Below are 16,085 nucleotides of genomic sequence, written 5' to 3'. Positions count from 1 at the left end.
CGGCGGACGAGGAGGACTGACCTCCCCCCGGTGCGTGGCTCGCCACGTGGACCACCTGCCCGTCGTCCTGCGGCGGTGAGGTTCCGCGCCGGCGGGGGGGGGGGGGGGGGGGGGGGGGGGGGGGGGGGGGGGGCAGCGGTGCGCGGCCCGTGACTCATTCTGGCGGGTCCTGGCTCCGGCGCCCCCGGTGGGGAGAGACTGAGGGTGCCCGCATCGACGTCGACGTCCAGGAGTTCCCATGTCAGAGTTCACGTCCCGAGTAGCACTGGTCACCGGAGCGGCCTCCGGGATCGGCGCGGCGATCGCGAAGGATCTGGCGCGCCGCGGCGCCAAGGTGGTGGTCACGGACATCGACGCCACGGGCATCGACGACGTGGTGCAGGCCATCATGGCCGCCGGAGGCGATGCCGCGGGGATCCGTCAAGACGTCGCGAGCAGGGACGATGCGCAGGCCGCCGTGGACTTCGCGGTCCAGACGTACGGCGGGTTGCACTACGCCGTGAACAACGCCGGCGTGGGCGGGCAGACCGAGGCGCTGGGGGAGACCGACATCGCCGCATGGGAGCGCACGGTGGCCATCGACCTCAACGGGGTGGCCTACGGGATGCACGCCCAGCTGCCGGTGATCGAGCAGCACGGGGGTGGGGCCATCGTGAACGTGGGCTCCATCCACTCCACCGTGGCCACCATGGTGGGCAACTCCGCCTACACCACCGCCAAGCACGGCCTGGTGGGTCTCACCAAGCAGACCGGTGTGGACTACGCCCAGCGGGGGATCCGCGTGAACGCCGTGGGCCCCGCGTACATCGACACCCCGCTGCTGGCGGACCTGCCGCCGCAGGTGCTCGCGGAGCTGATCGCCAAGCACCCCATGGGACGGCTGGGCACACCCGAGGAGGTCGCGCAGTTGACCGCGTTCCTGCTCTCGGACGCCGCATCCTTCATCACCGGGTCCTACTACCTGGTGGACGGCGGGTACGTGGCGGTGTGACGCCCTGAACCCGCGTCCGTTCCTGGGCCGCAGGGGGCGACGACGGCGCGCCGGTCGTGATGTGCGTTCGCAACGCCCACCCGTGAATACGATGTTTCCATGTCAGACGCGACACGGTCCGGAAATGCAGCGGAGGGAGCGGCGGAATCCCCTGTTCCGCAGGTGGAGTCCTACGACGACATCGCCCGCGGGCTGCACCGGTTGCGGTCGGAGGCGGGAGGGATCTCGTACGCCCGGATCACCCAGCGCATCGAACGGGCGCGGCGTGAACGGGGCGTGGACGAATACAGCGCGCGTCCGGCCCGATCCACCGTCTACGACGCCTTCAGCTCCGGTCGCAGCCGGTTGAGCGCGGAGCTGGTGGAGGAGATCGCACTCGCCCTGGGGGCGGACGCCGAGGGGGGGGGCACGCGGATGGCGGAAACGGTGTCTGCATGCCCGCCCCGCACCCGAGCCCCTGCTTGTTCAGGAACGGGAATCCACGCCGTCGGATGTCTCCCTGGCACGGCCGGCAACCGACGAGGAGCCTCGAGTTCTCTGGGGCAGCAGCGTGGGCAGCGAATCCGGCAGGACGGCGGGTGCGGCTCGACCAGGGCCCTGGATGGTGCTGACCGTGATGTGCCTCTGCCTGGTGCTGAACCTTATGGGAAAGTATCTGCACCAGGGCATGCGGCTGCCGCTCCACATGGACATGACGGGTACGGCAGTGTCCGCCATTGCCCTGGGCCCATGGTTCGGCGTGACCGTGGGGTTGGCGAGCAATGCGCTCGGGACCTTCACGGACGGGCCGGGAGCCCTGCTGTTCGCACCGGTGAACACGGTGGGTGCACTGATCTGGGGCTACGGGGTCCGGCACTTCGGGAGGGGGCGGACCCTGGTCTCCTACTTCCGCCTGTGCGTGCTCGCTGCGGTGGGCTGCACTCTCACCGCGGCACCGGTGATCCTTCTCCTGTTCCCCGGCCGGGAGCTGACGCAGACGGGCACGTTCGGGGAGGCGCTCGGTGCGGCTGGTGCATCACTGGTCTTCACGGTCTTCTCGGCGAACGGGGCCTACTCGATGGTGGACAAGCTACTCACCGGATTCATTGCCCTGGTGGTCCTGCAACGGGTCCATGCGCGGGTGCCCGTTCTCGTGCCCGCGCCGGACGCGGTCGGCGCGCGCGGAAGAACCAGACACGGGTGGCTCACGCCCTATGCGAATAAAGGCATACGACCTGGTCGAGTTGTCCGGAAACGTCCGGAAACAGTGAGATCCCCGAATTCTGATGCGCTGGTGAACTAGTCCTCCCCACAATGGGCTTACCGATCGCGGGCTGCGACCGGTACCGGAACGACGTCGTGGGGAGAGCTGCCGTGGGGAGTCACGCGAAAAAGACGTATGGCGCGGACGGGAGCATGGATCGTGTCCTGGGTGCGGCGTACCACGCACCGTACGGGACGCCCCTGGGTCCCGACGACGTCCGGGTCGAGGAGCTGGCCCACGGGGAGCCGGGTCGCTCAGACGGGCGCGCAGTCGTGCGACGGCTGCGGCTGCGCGCCCGGGGGACGGATGAGCGGGACCACGAGCACGAACTGCGCGTGGACGAGCGGGGCCTCGGGCACCCCCTGGTGGACGGAACTCCGCTCCCCGGAGGTGTGGTGGGCCCCGCTCTTGGCGAGCAGATCGCCCCGGACGACCCTGATCTCGAGGTCCTGTGGGTGGACCAGGTGCTGCGCGGAGATGCCGAGGCGCGCCTGAGCATGTGCGAGGCTGCCCGCGCTGCGCCGGCCCCGCCCTGGGAGGGCGACGGCGTGGGCGCAGCCCTGGAACGGGCGGAACGCAACGTGGTGAGCTACCAGGACGAGTGGGCAAGCACCGAGGACGTGCGCAAGGACGAATCACTGTCCACCTGGCTGCGAAGGCACACGCCGTACATGACGGCGCCGTGGGAGCTGTTCCGGCTGGACCTGGATTCCGAAGAGTGCCTGGGACACCGGGTCGAGAAGTACGTCTTCCTGCGCGAGTACGCCTGCCGTGACGCCCAGGACTCGAACGGCCCCCGGATCCGCTACCTGCTCCACGCCTTCGATCCCAGGAACCGTGCGCCGGAGACCTTTCAGCTGGTGGACGGCACACCCTTCACCGCGTTCATCGGCGTCCGGACGGACGGCCCCGCCGTGGTGGCGTACGACGCGGACGGCGTGCTTCCCCGGGACCTTCTGGAACCCCACCTGGTTCCGCTGCGGGACCTGGGTTCGGTGCCCCTCGACGAGCGGACAGAGGCGGAATCCTGGGTGGCTGTCGGAATTGCCGGGACGCCGATGCTGCTGCTGATTCCCCCGGGCCCCTCGGTGCTCCGTCTGCACACCGACGACGACGGCGCACTGACCGTCCTGGAACTCTCGGACCTCGAGGTCACCCGCACGTCCCGGCTGCGGGAGAAGCGCTTCCGACGCCGCTGGGGAAGGTTCCTGGACGAGAACGTGGAACTTGCCCAGGAGGAGATCGACCGGGCAGTGCGCGAGCTGCACGAGCGGCTGGAGCGTCGGCACGAGACCCTCGCGGCGGACCTCCCCGCCGGACCCCGGGTGGAAGGGCAGCAACGATGAAGAGCATGGATGTGCAGACGGGGTTCCCGGACCTCGAGATCGTGGAGGGAGTGGAGAACCCCCGGTGCTCGTGGAACGAGAGCGTGTGCACCGCCTCCGTGGAGTACCGCATCCGGCGACGGGCCGGTGAGGACACCGCCGAGTCGGCCGTGGGCGGAGAGGTCGAGCTGCTCTGCCCCCGCCACTACGTGCTGAGCCTGGCCCGGCTGCTGGAGGTCCACGAGGCGGAGTGCGGGACGCCGGCTGCCGAACATCTGGCCGAGTACGGCCCGCTGAACCAGTGACGAAAGAGGAGAGGCACCACGGTGGAGGACATGGACAAGCAGAAATTCAACGCGAAGCAGCGGCTGGAAGAGGGGGTGAGCCTCTTCGACCTGGTCACTAAGTGCCCCCGCGAGGAGGGGGAATTCAAGATCGAGAAGATCATAAAGGACGAATTCACCGTGTCCATGGAGGGCCCCGAGGGAGTCCGAGAAGAAGGTGGGGGTGGGCCGGCCACGGCATCCAAGTCCATCCAGGGCTTCGTGCAGGAGATGACGGGAAAAGATATTGGTCGTCAGGAAAAAGGCGGGGGACTGACCCAGTCCCAGTCACTGGAATTGCGAACGCTGCCACACCTGGAACACGCGATGGCGCAGAATTCCGACGTCGAGGCTGCTCTGAAGAGAATCAGCATGAAAATTACTCCCGACAGCACAGAGGATTCCGGTCGAACCGCATCGACCCATCAGGAGAACGGAGGGGCTGCCATGCCATCTCAGGGCAGTGTCACAGCGGAGACGGTCGCGGCTGATCTGCGGAAGTACACGAACGTGATCGTCGAGGGGGTGGCCGGCTGCGGGAAGTCCCATTTGCTGGAGGGGCTCACGCATCACTATGGGGAGCGCATTGAGGTAGTGGTGTTCCACCCGGCCACGTCCTACGAGGACTTCGTGAGCGGACTCCGTCCCCAAGCGGACGGAACATTCAAGGGGGAGGCCGGCGTGTTCGTGGAGATGTGCAAGGCCGCCGCGAATAATCCCGAGCAGGACTACCTCTTGTTCATCGACGAGATCAACCGAGCCAACACCTCGAGGGTTTTCGGGGACCTCATGCTGGTGCTGGAGTCCTCAAAGCGGGTGGACCTGTCGGGGATCGCGAAGAACGAGCGGGCGGCGCTCCTCTCAAAGCGGACACCGCACACGATTGCCCTGCAGACACCAGTGGATCCTGAGGAGGGTGGGGGTGAACGGCTCCGCTACCTTCAGGTGCCCCGAAACCTCCACATCCTGGGGACCATGAACACCACGGACCGCTCCGTGGGCACGATCGACCTGGCCCTGCGGCGTCGTTTCCACTGGGTCACCATGCACCCGCTGGACGGACCGAGGCTTCGGGCGGCCCTGGACTCGCAGGGCGGCGACAGGGAGCACTTGGACGGGCTCATCCAGTGGTACGCCGCCACCAATGAACGGCTGCAGACCCACGTGGGCCCGGATGCCCGCCTGGGCCACTCCTACTTCTTCGGGGCGGACCGCTCTGTGGCGGACGTCGCCACGGACCTGCTCAACCAGCTCAAGGAGGTGGTGGCCACCTTCAACATCCAGGACTCAAAGATCAAGGGGATCGTGGGATCCGGCGCCCCCGTGGGAGACCAGGCGTGGACCATCGTCCTGAAGGGTCAAGGACTGGGCCGCCGCCCCGAGATCGAGGCGAACAAGCGGGCAGTGCAGCTGGATGAACAGTCCTCGGTGGACGAAGGTGGCTCCGGCTCGTCCGAGGACGTCGACACCGCCTCCAATCAGGGGAGCTGACCCGTGAGCGGGAGCATCCCCTTCGCGGAGGCTGATCCGGTGACGAACACCCTGCGCGGCAACGTCGGGGACCTCACCGAAGAGAACCCCGGGAGCGGTGACCTGGTGGGCTTGAAGACCTCGTCCGCCGCACGGCAGGGTCCCAATGCCCCGGAGGCCGCCACCCGGTTGCGCTTCTTCCAGGTCAGTGCCCGCGGAAACGGGGTGGGCCTCACCATCCTGAGCCGCCAGCCCGCGGAGGACACCGGCGCAGGGAAGGAGGAGGAACCCGGTGGAGGAACGGACATCCTTCTGCTTCATGTGCTTCCCAAGCTGTGGAACCGTGATCCGGCGGGGACTCGGGTCGTGCGCCTGCCGCGCCCCACTGAGGTGGGGTTTACGCCCGGGGAGCACGGGCAGCACTCTGGAACCCTGCAGCTGACGATCCACGAGCAGCAGATCCTCGCCCTGGAGCCCGAGTGGGCCCGCAGCCTCGAACAGGTTGCGAGCGACATCCTCCTGGATTGGGACGCTCAGCAGGGGGTTGAACAGCGGGCCGACGGCGAGGCATCCGCGGACGGTGCACCCGGCGCGGACGCGGCGGACACGCAGGACGAGACCGCCGCGCAGGAGGGAACGACGGCCGCGGTTGGAACGGCAACTGCGGGGAGTGCGACGGGGCCGACCCGCGGGACGGGAGGGAGCGGCATCCTTGGCGGGGAGCCGGAGGACGGCCAGCGCGACCCGCTCTGGCGCGAGGTCGCGCTCACGGCGCGGCTTCGCGGGGCGCTGCCCGGGTACCTTCCTGCGCTGCCCTGTGTTGACGAGACCGCCGGCCTGAGTGCTGGGGCGAACCCAGTCTCGCTGCTGTGGAGCGTTATCGACCATGTTCACGGTGAGCCCGCCACAGGGGCGGACCGACGAGACCCGCCGGTCGGCGGTGTGGACCTGCTCCCGGAGCTGCCGGGGCTGGAGCAAATCGTGTACCGGCAGCTGCTGGCCCGCACGGAGGACGCGCTGCAGCACCGGCGGCCCACGTTTCTGCCCATCTCGGAGGAGCTGGCCTTCGTGCGGGGACGCATGGACCCGCAGGGCGTCATCCGACGCACCGCGCGACGCCGGCTGCCGGTGCTGTGCGAGTTCGACTCCCTCAGCGCAGACTCCGCCCTGTGGCAGACGGTCCGCGGCGCTGTGCAGATCGTGGCCTCCGAAGCGGTGGACCCAGGTGACCGTGAACGTGCCCTGACGTGCGACGCCCAGCTGCGGGACGTCACCGCGGAGCCCGCCCACGTCCTGCTCGCGGCAGGGGTCCCGGCCGCGCAGCTGCAGCGCATGCCGATGGTCACGCGGCTGGCCTACCGCTACGCGCGGGCTGTCCTTGCCCGGCGCCACGGGGTGGACCCCGAGGAGTGCACCCAGGCAGCGGGGGTGCTCGTGAACCTGAAGTACCCCAGCAGCATGCTCTGGGAAAAGCTGGTCGCCGAGTATCTGAAGACGGCCCTGGACGGCATCGGCAGGACGGTGACGGAGCAGTATCGCCTGCATGTCTTCTTCCGCGAGTCCGGGCCCTCGGCCCCTGAGCCGGTCTCCGCTAAGCGGCCGGACCTGGTGGTTCTCGAACCACCGACGTCCAGGCCCGGCGACAGCCAATGTCCGCTCCTGGTGGTGGATGCCAAGTACAAACCTTGGCCCGCGGATGGGTTCGCGGGTGCGAGCATGACGGACCAGTACCAGCTGGCCACTTACGCGTACCGCCTGGACGCGGACGCGTTCTTGGCTCACCCCGTGGTCACCGATCTTTCGGAAAAGGCCATGGACAGACTGGTGCTCGCCGAACCCGGTGCCCCCGCACTGAATCCTGTGAGCGAGCACTGGGCGCCCCGGCTCCACATCGGGGCGGTTGCGCTGCCCTTCCCCGCCCCAGGGGGTCGGTCCCTGGCGGCGTCTCGGGAAGCAGCTGTGGAGATCCTGCGCGGCAGTGTCTTGGCGGGGCTGGACCGTCCAGTGCCCTGACCCCGCGCTAGCGGAACCGGTGGCTCCCCGATGGTCCACCGGTTCCGCCCCAAATACGCCACCGGGTCATTGCCGCGAATGTGAGCTCCGATCCACCAGCGGTCCGCACCTCGGGGCCATGCGTGTAGAGTGGACCAGTTCCCCCGCACCGAGTGCGGGGTCGAAGCGCGCCGGTCCGAGGCGCGCAGGCCGCGCCCACTGCGAGGCGCGTGCGCGCGGAATCGTTTCGCGCGGACCAACACCTGAAAGACTTTCCTTGTCTCATTCTTTTACCGACCTCGGCGTTTCCGAGGCACTCTCCGCTGACCTCGCTCGCGGAGGCATCACCGAAGCGTTCCCCATCCAGGAGAAGACTCTCCCCGACTCACTGGCCGGGCGGGACGTGCTCGGCCGTGGCCGCACCGGCTCCGGCAAAACGGTGGCGTTCGCGCTGCCGCTCGTGAGCCGCCTGGCCGGCTTGGCCCCCGGCTCCAGCCGGGTGAGCCGCCGCGCACACCGCCCCACCGGGCTCGTGCTGGCGCCCACCCGTGAGCTCGCCACGCAGATCGACCGCACCGTGGCCCCGCTGGCCAAGGCCGCCGGGCTGAACACCACCGTGATCTTCGGCGGTGTGTCCCAGAAGCGCCAGGAGAAGGCGCTCGCGGACGGCGTGGACATCGTGGTGGCCTGCCCCGGTCGCCTCGAGGACCTCATCAAACAGGGCCTGCTCACGCTCGACGACGTCCGGGTCACCGTGCTGGACGAGGCCGACCACATGGCGGACATGGGCTTCCTGCCCGTGGTCACCCGGATCCTCGCCAAGACCCCCAAGGGCTCGCAGCGGCTGCTGTTCTCCGCCACGCTGGACAACGGCGTGGACGTGCTGGTCAAGAAGTTCCTCAAGGACCCCGTCCTGCACTCGGCGGACAACGCCCAGGCCGCGGTGACCACCATGGACCACCAGGTCCTGGTCACCCACGCGGACGACAAGCAGGCCCTGATCGAGGCGCTCGCCTCCGGCACCGGGCGGCGCATGATGTTCACGCGCACCAAGTACCGCGCGAAGAAGATGGCCAAGAAGCTCAGCCAGGCCGGCATCCCCGCCGTGGACCTGCAGGGCAACCTCTCCCAGGGCGCGCGTGACCGCAACCTGGGCGCGTTCTCCGACGGTGACGTCCGGGTCCTCGTGGCCACGGACGTCGCCGCGCGCGGCGTGCACGTGGACGACGTCGAGCTGGTCGTGCACATCGACCCGCCCGCCGAGCACAAGTCCTACCTCCACCGCTCCGGGCGCACCGCCCGCGCGGGTGCCTCCGGTGCCGTGATCACCATCGCGACCACCGAGGAGCGCTCGGACGTGGACAAGCTCATGAAAAAGGCCGGCGTCAAACCCCGCGTGGACGAGGTGCGTCCGGACTCGGAGGTCGTGAAGGAGCTCGTGGGTGAGCGCGCCGAGCGCGTGGCCCCCACCGCGGCCCCCGCGGTCACCCAGCCCGGTGGCGGCAGCGGATCCGGCGGGCGCTCGGGTGGTCGTTCCTCGGGCGGCCGCTCCGGTGGCCAGCGCCAGGGTGGGTCCCGTCAGGGCGGTGGACGTTCCGGCTCGGCCGGGCGCTCCGGCCAGGGTGGCGGCCAGCAGGGCCAGGGCTCCGGCCGTCCCTCCGGCGGCCGCTCCGGCACGAACCGCTCCGACGCCGGGCGCGGTGGCAACGGCGGCCGGTCCGCCACCACCCGCCGCTCGGCTGGCGACGCCGCCGGGCCCGGTGCCGCGCGCAGCTCCTCCCCGCGAGGCGCGCGCGGCGGCTCCGCGCAGCGTGGCGGCGCAGCGGACCGGGTGCCGGATCGCGCCATGGCGGCGGCGCAGCGTCGTCGTGAGAGCAACCGCTCGGGGCAGTCGGCGCGCTGATCCATGAGGCGACCGGGTCGACCCCGGACGCACGACACGAAGGACCCCCGGCTCGAGAGCATCGAGCCGGGGGTTCTTCGTGCGCGGGTGGGCATGTGTAGGCGCAGGCGGGCGCGGTGCCGCGCCGTGACGGGCGACCCGGGCCGTGTGACGGCGCGGCGGCTTCCGCCCTGCCGCGAGCGGGAAGCGGCGGGCCCGGTGCGGCCCGTCAGGCCGGCGGGGTGAGTGAGCGCAGGAAGTCCAGGGTGACGTCCTCGTGCGCGGCCACGAACACGCGGTGGGGCCCCTCCGGGACGGGCTTGTCCCCGGGGACCACCACCACGGTCATGCCCGCGGCCACGGCGCTGCGCACGCCGGGCTCGGAGTCCTCCACGGCCACGCAGTCGCGGGGCGCCACGCCGAGCAGCTCGGCACCGCGCAGGTACGGCTCGGGGTCGGGCTTGGCGTGGGTGACGTCGTCGTGGGAGACGATGCGCGTGAGGACCTCCGGGGCGCCGGCCGCGGTGTGCCGCGCCACCGAGGTCAGGGCATTGGTCACGATGGCTGCGGGGATGCCGGCGTCCGCCAGCTCCCGCAGCAGGGAGCGGATGCCCGGGAGGAACGGGATCTCCTCGTCCATGCTCCCGATCACGTGTTCGGCCAGCTGCCGGGTGATCTCCTCCACCGAGTCCGGGGCGCCCCGGTCCACGAACGTGCGCGCGGCGTCCTGGACGGTGCCGCCCAGGGTGGCGTGGTCGTCCGCGACGCTCCAGCTCTGGCCGTAGCGTTCGGCGACCTTCCGTTTGGCCACCGCCCACTGGGGCTCGGTGTTCACCAGGGTGCCGTCGTGGTCGAAGAGCACGGCGAGGGGATAGCTCATGTCCGCCTTTCGGGAACAGCCGCGAGGGGTGCGCGGTGGGGAGGCGCCGGTGACCGTTGGAGCGGTGCACCGGGATGGGGACAGTGTAGTGGCGGACCGCCGGCGGCCGCGCGGCTGCTCAGTCGTGGGGGTCGAGGGAGCGCAGCAGGTCGAGGGTCACGGCGGAGTGCTCCGGGACGTGCACGACCCCCGGTCCCCCCGGGACCTGCTGGACCCCGGGAACCACCACGGTGACGATGCCCGCGGCCACTCCCGCGGCGGCGCCGGACGGGGAGTCCTCGACCACCACGCAGTCGCGGGGGTCCACGCCCAGGCGCCTCGCCGCTTCCAGGTACGCGTCCGGGTCCGGTTTGGGGGTGACGCCCTGCGCCACCTCCTCGTCCCCGATGATCACCCGGAACAGGTTGTCCGGGGCCAGCCCGGCGGTGTACCGCGCCACCTCCGAGGTGGCGTTCGTGACGATGGCCGCCGGGATGCCGGCCCGGTCCAGGTCCGCCAGCAGCGGCCGGATGCCGGGGATGAACGTGGGAGGGTTCTTCGCGAGGACGTCCTCCAGCACCCCGTAGAACTCGCGGAAGACCTCCTCCGGCGAGCCGGGGACACCCAGCTCGGACAGCCGCTGCACAGTGGCAGCCAGGGGCTCGCCCAGGGTGTCCCGGGTGTCCCGGTCGGTCCACGCACCGCCGTGGGCGGCCACGATCCGCTGTTTGCCGGCCTCCCACAGGGGTTCGGTGTCCACGAGGGTGCCGTCGTGGTCGAACAGGACGGCTCGGGGGAAGTCTGCGGCGCTCATGACTCCACGGTACGTGCCCGCCCCGACACGTCCCAGCGCCCTACCATGGGCACATGAGTTCCCAGGACCGTGAGCCCGCAGCCCTCTCGAGACCGGGATCGGCGCTGTCCCGCAGCTTCCCCGCGGTCATGGTGGTGGTGGCGCTGCTGCTGGCCCTGTGGGTCGGCTTCGGCCGCGCCCTGGCGGGCGTGCTGGGCGGTCTCACACCGGTGTACGCCGTGGCGATCGCCCTGCCCGTCCTGGTGCTCCACGTGATCGCGGCGGCGCTGTTCCGCCGGGACGCCCTGAACTACCCGTCCCACGCCGTGAGTCGGCGGGCCGCGCTCACCGCGGTGGCCGCCTGGCTCGTCACGCTGGGGTTCGGCTTCTTCCTCCCGGACGCCACCGCCCAGGGCATGCAGTCCGTGTTCACGCGTGTGGCGGGAGCGGGGTACCTGGAGCTCGGCTACGGGTTCGTGAACATCCTGGGCGTGCTGTCCGTGGCCATGGCGGTGGCCCTGGTGCTGCTGGCGGTCACGGAGCTGCGGGTCACCGCGCGCAGGCTGCGCGGTGAGCCCCTCACCGAGGACGAGCGCCTGGACCGGCTGGAGGCTCAGCGGGAGGGCGACGCCGCATGCCCGGGTACCGCGGCGTCGTCCGGGGGTCGCTCGTGACGGTTCCCCTGCTCACCCCGCGCCTGCAGCTGCGGGCCTACGACGCCGCGGCGGACGCCGCGTTCGTGCGCGACCTCTACTCCCGGGAAGAGGTCCAGCGCTGGATCGGGGACGGCACCCAGCGCGTCAGGACGCTCGGCGAGGCCCGGGAGAAGATTCGGCGCTGGCAGGGGCTGTACTCGCAGCACCCCGTGCACGGCGCGTGGCTCGTGCGCACCCACGAGCGCACGCGCGTGGGCACCGTGCTGCTCAAACCCATCCCGGACTCGGCCGCGGACACCGCCCACGACATCGAGATCGGATGGCACTTCCACCCGCACGCCTGGGGACACGGCTACGCGACCGAAGCCGCGCACGCGGTGCTGGCCCACGCCTTCGCGGCGGGCCTGACCCGCGTGGTGGCCGTGACGCACCCCGCCAACGAGGCGTCCCAGGCGGTGTGCCTGCGGCTGGGCATGACCCCGCGGGGCCTCAGCCGCGCCTACTACGACGCCGAGTGCGCCCTCTTCGAGCGCACGGCGCCCGCCGCCGCCCCGCGCGGGACGTGCGGCGAGGCACCGCTGACGGGAGCGGCGTCGTCGGCCGCGGCCACGGAGCAGAAGGGGACGAGCGACCATGGGTGAGAACCCGGACCTGGTGGTCGGTGCGGACGGCCTGGCCCGCCCGGTGTGGGCCGCGAGCGATCCGCTGCTGCGCGAGTACTACGACACCGAGTGGGGCATGCCCGTGCGGAACGAGGCCGGGCTGTTCGAGCGGATCGTGCTCGAGGGGTTCCAGGCAGGACTCTCGTGGCGCACGGTGCTGGCCAAACGACCGGCGCTGCGCGAGGTGTTCCACGGTTTCGACCCGGACGCGGTGGCCACCATGACGGACGCGGACGTCCAGCGGCTCATGGCCGACGCCCGCATCATCCGCAAGAGCGCAAGATCCGCGCCGCCGTGACCAATGCCCGCGCGACCGTGGCGCTGCGGGAGTACGAGGGAGTGGTGGAGCTGGTGTGGTCCTTCCGACCCTCCGAGACCCCCGAGCCGGTGCGGTTCGCGGAGGTGCCCACGGCCTCGCCCGAGAGCGCCGCGCTGTCCGCGGAACTCAAGCGCCGCGGCTTCGCCTTCGTGGGGCCCACCACCATGTACGCCCTCATGGAGGCGATCGGCATGGTGGACACGCACCTGGTGGGCAGCCACCGCCGCGGCAGCTCGGGTGTCTGGGCGTGCGGGCGGGCCGACGGTGCGGTACCGGGTGACGACGCCGCTCGTCCGGGGGCGGTGACGCGCGGCCGGGCTCAGCCCTCGCGGCGGCGCAGGTAGCTCTGGCCGTGGGCGTCCTTGACCAGCTCGTACTCCGACTGCAGGTTGTCGTACCACTGCTGCGTCTGCTCGCTCATCCGCTCGTTGCCCCTGAGGTCCACGGGGCTGCGGTCGGCGGGCCCGACGAACTTCATCACGAAGTCGTCGAAGCGCCGGAAGAGACTGCGGCGCGGTGGAGCGGCGTCACGGCTGCGGGACATGGCTGGTCCTTCCCACGGGACGGGCGGGGCGGTCTCGCCTCAACAACTGATGCACTAAGCATAGCCGGTGCAACGGAGCGGTTCCGAGGTCTCCAAGGCTCTGGCCTTCCTAATGCGAATTGAGCGGGATAGACTCAAGGCAAGTGATGAAACGTCGATCAAGCACGAGGAGATGCCATGGACACCAAGTTCACCACCAAGTCCCAAGAAGCCCTGAGTGCCGCGGCCACGAATGCCGCCACGGCGGGCAACCCCACCATCGAACCGGCCCACATCTTGAAGGCCCTCATGGACCAGCGGGACGGCGTGGCCGTGGCGGTCCTGAAGGCCACCGGCGCGAACGCGGACGCCGTGTCCATCAAGGCCAGCAACCTCATCCACGAGATGCCCAGCGCGTCCGGGAACTCCACGGCGCAGCCGCAGCTGGGCCGTGCCGCCCTGCAGGCGCTGCAGGCTGCGGAGAACTACGCCCGCGAGCTGAAGGACGAGTACGTCTCCACGGAGCACATCCTCTACGGTCTGGCCGCGGGCCACGACAAGACCGCGGAGGCGCTCAAGGGTGCCGGGGTCACGGACGAGGCCCTCGGCGAGGCCATTCCGCAGGTGCGGGGCGACCGCCGGGTGACCAGCCCGGATCCGGAGGGCACGTTCCAGTCCTTGGAGAAGTACGGCACGGACCTCACCGCGATCGCCCGGGACGGCAAGCTGGATCCGGTCATCGGCCGTGATTCGGAGATCCGCCGCGTGGTCCAGGTGCTCTCCCGGCGCACCAAGAACAACCCCGTGCTGATCGGTGAGCCCGGCGTGGGTAAGACCGCCGTGGTGGAGGGTCTCGCCCAGCGCATGGTGGCCGGGGACGTCCCCGAGTCCCTGCGCGGCAAGACCCTGATCTCCCTGGACCTCGGGTCCATGGTGGCCGGCGCCAAGTACCGCGGCGAGTTCGAGGAGCGCCTGAAGGCCGTCCTGGACGAGATCAAGAACTCCGAGGGCCAGATCGTCACGTTCATCGACGAGATCCACACCGTGGTGGGAGCGGGCGCCTCCGAGGGCTCCATGGACGCGGGCAACATGCTCAAGCCCATGCTGGCCCGCGGTGAGCTGCGCCTGATCGGTGCCACCACGCTGGACGAGTACCGCGAGAACATCGAGAAGGACGCCGCCCTGGAGCGCCGCTTCCAGCAGGTCTACGTGGGGGAGCCCTCGGTGGAGGACACCGTGGCCATCCTGCGCGGGCTCAAGGAGCGCTACGAGGCGCACCACAAGGTGCAGATCGCGGACTCCGCCCTGGTGGCCGCGGCACAGCTGTCCACCCGCTACATCCCCAGCCGTCAGCTCCCGGACAAGGCCATCGACCTCATCGACGAGGCCGCGTCCCGGCTGCGCATGGAGATCGACTCCGCGCCGGAGGAGATCGACGAGCTGCGCCGTGCCGTGGACCGGCTGACCATGGAGGAGCTGGCCCTGGACGGCGAGACGGACCCCGCCTCCGTGGAGCGCCTGGCCGCACTGCGCCAGGACAAGGCGGACAAAGAGGCCGAGCTGGACGCGCTCAACGCGCGCTGGGAGGCGGAGAAGGCCGGGCTGAACCAGGTGGGTGAGCTCAAGGCCCGCATCGACGACCTGCGCTCGCAGGCCGAGCGTGCCCAGCGCAACGGCGACCTCGGCGAGGCCTCCCGGCTGCTCTACGGCGAGATCCCGAACGCCCAGAAGCAGCTCGATGCCGCCCAGGCCCAGGAGGACGCCGGCGGCGCGGCGGAGGACACCATGGTCTCCGAGGAGGTCACCGCAGACGACATCGCCGAGGTGATCTCCGCCTGGACCGGGATCCCCGCGGGCAAGATGCTGCAGGGCGAGTCCGAGAAGCTGCTGCACATGGAGGACGTCCTGGGCAGGCGGCTGATCGGTCAGCGCAAGGCCGTGACCGCCGTGGCGGACGCCGTGCGCCGCTCGCGCGCGGGCATCTCGGACCCGGACCGGCCCATCGGCTCGTTCATGTTCCTGGGCCCCACGGGTGTGGGCAAGACCGAGCTGGCCAAGTCCCTGGCGGACTTCCAGTTCGACGACGAGCGTGCACTGATCCGCATCGACATGTCCGAGTACTCGGAGAAGCACTCCGTCTCCCGTCTGGTCGGCGCCCCTCCGGGGTACGTGGGCTACGACGAGGGCGGCCAGCTCACCGAGGCCGTGCGGCGTCGCCCGTACTCCGTGGTGCTGTTGGACGAGGTGGAGAAGGCCCACCCCGAGGTCTTCGACATCCTGCTGCAGGTGCTCGACGACGGTCGGCTGACCGACGGCCAGGGCCGCACCGTGGACTTCCGCAACGTGATCCTGATCCTCACCTCCAACATGGGCAGCCAGTTCCTGGTGGACCCCATGATGGACGAGACGGCCAAGAACAACGCCGTGATGGGCGTGGTGAACGCGTCCTTCAAGCCGGAGTTCCTGAACCGGCTGGACGACATCATCATGTTCGAGCCGCTGAGCACCGAGGACCTCGCGAAGATCGTGGACATCCAGGTGGCCCAGCTCGGCAGGCGACTCGCGCAGCGCCGGCTGGCCCTGGTGGTCACGCCCGCGGCGAGCGAGTGGCTGGGCATCACCGGCTACGACCCCGCCTACGGCGCCCGTCCGCTGCGCCGGCTGGTGCAGCGCGAGATCGGCGACCGCCTGGCACGCGGGCTGCTCTCCGGCGCCATCGTGGACGGGGACACCGTGGTCGTGGACGTCAACCCGGACGTCGCCGAGGACGGCCTCACGGTCACCACCTCCCACGAGGACGCCGCGGCGTCACCGTCCGAGGGCGACGACGGCATCGTGGACGCGGAGATCGTGGACCAGTGACCGGCTGGTCGCACACGGATCGCGGACCCGCCCCTCGAGACGGTGACGCCGTCGGGGCGGGTCCACCCGTGTCGGCACCGGAGACCCCCGGGGCGGATGCGTGTCGGCCGGGGGGGGTGTACGCTCAGCCCGCCGGTGCGCGCGAACCGTTCAAAACATGTACCCTGGACTCACGAAAAACTGAC

Annotated in this window: 13 protein-coding genes and 1 pseudogene; 11 read left to right on the top strand and 3 right to left on the bottom strand. The window is 70.4% G+C overall.

The features are described from left to right. Positions 1–238 precede the first annotated feature (238 nt). The 7 genes from C1C97_RS05875 (at position 239) to C1C97_RS05845 (ending at position 9,247) form a co-directional block, all read left to right on the top strand. A complete protein-coding gene (locus tag C1C97_RS05875) occupies positions 239–991 on the top strand; it encodes an SDR family NAD(P)-dependent oxidoreductase (protein ID WP_110918938.1) in 753 nt (250 codons plus the stop codon). A 601-nt stretch (positions 992–1,592) separates the two neighbouring features. After that, positions 1,593–2,273: an ECF transporter S component gene (locus C1C97_RS05870; RefSeq protein WP_121030436.1), complete on the top strand. Its 681-nt coding sequence runs from the start codon at positions 1,593–1,595 to the stop codon at positions 2,271–2,273. Between the two features lie 113 nt (positions 2,274–2,386). Then, on the top strand, positions 2,387–3,580 hold the full coding sequence (locus C1C97_RS05865; protein WP_121030434.1) for a hypothetical protein: 1,194 nt from the start codon (positions 2,387–2,389) through the stop codon (positions 3,578–3,580). A gap of 5 nt (positions 3,581–3,585) precedes the next feature. Then, the gene (locus C1C97_RS05860) at positions 3,586–3,864 is read left to right on the top strand and encodes a hypothetical protein (protein ID WP_147406052.1); all 279 of its coding nucleotides are present in this window, start codon (positions 3,586–3,588) and stop codon (positions 3,862–3,864) included. Between the two features lie 30 nt (positions 3,865–3,894). Continuing rightward, the gene (locus C1C97_RS05855; protein ID WP_147406051.1) at positions 3,895–5,373 is read left to right on the top strand and encodes an McrB family protein; all 1,479 of its coding nucleotides are present in this window, start codon (positions 3,895–3,897) and stop codon (positions 5,371–5,373) included. A 3-nt stretch (positions 5,374–5,376) separates the two neighbouring features. Beyond that, a complete protein-coding gene (locus C1C97_RS05850; protein ID WP_121030430.1) occupies positions 5,377–7,365 on the top strand; it encodes a 5-methylcytosine restriction system specificity protein McrC in 1,989 nt (662 codons plus the stop codon). 256 nt (positions 7,366–7,621) lie between these two features. Beyond that, complete coding sequence (locus C1C97_RS05845; protein ID WP_121030427.1) at positions 7,622–9,247, top strand: DEAD/DEAH box helicase; 1,626 nt, start codon at positions 7,622–7,624, stop codon at positions 9,245–9,247. A gap of 208 nt (positions 9,248–9,455) precedes the next feature. Here C1C97_RS05845 and C1C97_RS05840 read toward each other — a convergent pair whose 3' ends face one another. Both C1C97_RS05840 and C1C97_RS05835 read right to left on the bottom strand, forming a co-directional pair. Continuing rightward, complete coding sequence (locus tag C1C97_RS05840) at positions 9,456–10,106, bottom strand: HAD family hydrolase (RefSeq protein WP_110918945.1); 651 nt, start codon at positions 10,104–10,106, stop codon at positions 9,456–9,458. 118 nt (positions 10,107–10,224) lie between these two features. Next, positions 10,225–10,899, bottom strand: a complete 675-nt coding sequence (locus C1C97_RS05835) for an HAD family hydrolase (RefSeq protein ID WP_121030425.1) — start codon at positions 10,897–10,899, stop codon at positions 10,225–10,227. 53 nt (positions 10,900–10,952) lie between these two features. On the opposite strand from C1C97_RS05835, the gene C1C97_RS05830 reads away from it, so the two are divergent. The 3 genes and pseudogenes from C1C97_RS05830 to C1C97_RS05820 form a co-directional block, all read left to right on the top strand. Continuing rightward, entirely contained in the window at positions 10,953–11,552 is a 600-nt protein-coding gene (locus tag C1C97_RS05830) for a hypothetical protein (protein WP_147406050.1), read from the top strand. Further along, entirely contained in the window at positions 11,513–12,175 is a 663-nt protein-coding gene (locus tag C1C97_RS05825; RefSeq protein WP_121030423.1) for a GNAT family N-acetyltransferase, read from the top strand. Before C1C97_RS05830 ends, C1C97_RS05825 begins: the two co-directional genes overlap by 40 nt. After that, positions 12,168–12,760: pseudogene (locus tag C1C97_RS05820) on the top strand (DNA-3-methyladenine glycosylase I); the annotation flags it as partial. The gene C1C97_RS05825 and the pseudogene C1C97_RS05820, both read left to right, overlap by 8 nt. 74 nt (positions 12,761–12,834) lie before the next feature. Here C1C97_RS05820 and C1C97_RS05815 read toward each other — a convergent pair. Continuing rightward, entirely contained in the window at positions 12,835–13,059 is a 225-nt protein-coding gene (locus C1C97_RS05815) for a hypothetical protein (protein WP_110918950.1), read from the bottom strand. Between the two features lie 177 nt (positions 13,060–13,236). Between C1C97_RS05815 and clpB the strand changes: the two genes are divergently transcribed. Next, positions 13,237–15,900: an ATP-dependent chaperone ClpB gene (gene clpB / locus C1C97_RS05810; RefSeq protein ID WP_121030421.1), complete on the top strand. Its 2,664-nt coding sequence runs from the start codon at positions 13,237–13,239 to the stop codon at positions 15,898–15,900. Positions 15,901–16,085 lie beyond the last annotated feature (185 nt).

The organism is Kocuria tytonis (genome assembly GCF_003226895.2).
Classification (GTDB): domain Bacteria; phylum Actinomycetota; class Actinomycetes; order Actinomycetales; family Micrococcaceae; genus Kocuria; species Kocuria tytonis.
Note: the sequence above shows the minus strand (reverse complement) of the source record. Positions and strands in the feature narration are given on the sequence as shown.

What these genes read in the sequence shown, in the direction of transcription:
- C1C97_RS05870 (WP_121030436.1), top strand. Translation starts at nt 1,593, where the DNA reads ATGGTGCTGACCGTGATGTGCCTCTGCCTGGTGCTGAACCTTATGGGA.
- C1C97_RS05825 (WP_121030423.1), top strand. Translation starts at nt 11,513, where the DNA reads ATGCCCGGGTACCGCGGCGTCGTCCGGGGGTCGCTCGTGACGGTTCCC.
- C1C97_RS05830 (WP_147406050.1), top strand. Translation starts at nt 10,953, where the DNA reads ATGAGTTCCCAGGACCGTGAGCCCGCAGCCCTCTCGAGACCGGGATCG.
- C1C97_RS05815 (WP_110918950.1), bottom strand. Translation starts at nt 13,059, where the DNA reads ATGTCCCGCAGCCGTGACGCCGCTCCACCGCGCCGCAGTCTCTTCCGG.
- C1C97_RS05835 (WP_121030425.1), bottom strand. Translation starts at nt 10,899, where the DNA reads ATGAGCGCCGCAGACTTCCCCCGAGCCGTCCTGTTCGACCACGACGGC.
- C1C97_RS05865 (WP_121030434.1), top strand. Translation starts at nt 2,387, where the DNA reads ATGGATCGTGTCCTGGGTGCGGCGTACCACGCACCGTACGGGACGCCC.
- C1C97_RS05860 (WP_147406052.1), top strand. Translation starts at nt 3,586, where the DNA reads ATGGATGTGCAGACGGGGTTCCCGGACCTCGAGATCGTGGAGGGAGTG.
- clpB (WP_121030421.1), top strand. Translation starts at nt 13,237, where the DNA reads ATGGACACCAAGTTCACCACCAAGTCCCAAGAAGCCCTGAGTGCCGCG.
- C1C97_RS05875 (WP_110918938.1), top strand. Translation starts at nt 239, where the DNA reads ATGTCAGAGTTCACGTCCCGAGTAGCACTGGTCACCGGAGCGGCCTCC.
- C1C97_RS05855 (WP_147406051.1), top strand. Translation starts at nt 3,895, where the DNA reads ATGGACAAGCAGAAATTCAACGCGAAGCAGCGGCTGGAAGAGGGGGTG.
- C1C97_RS05840 (WP_110918945.1), bottom strand. Translation starts at nt 10,106, where the DNA reads ATGAGCTATCCCCTCGCCGTGCTCTTCGACCACGACGGCACCCTGGTG.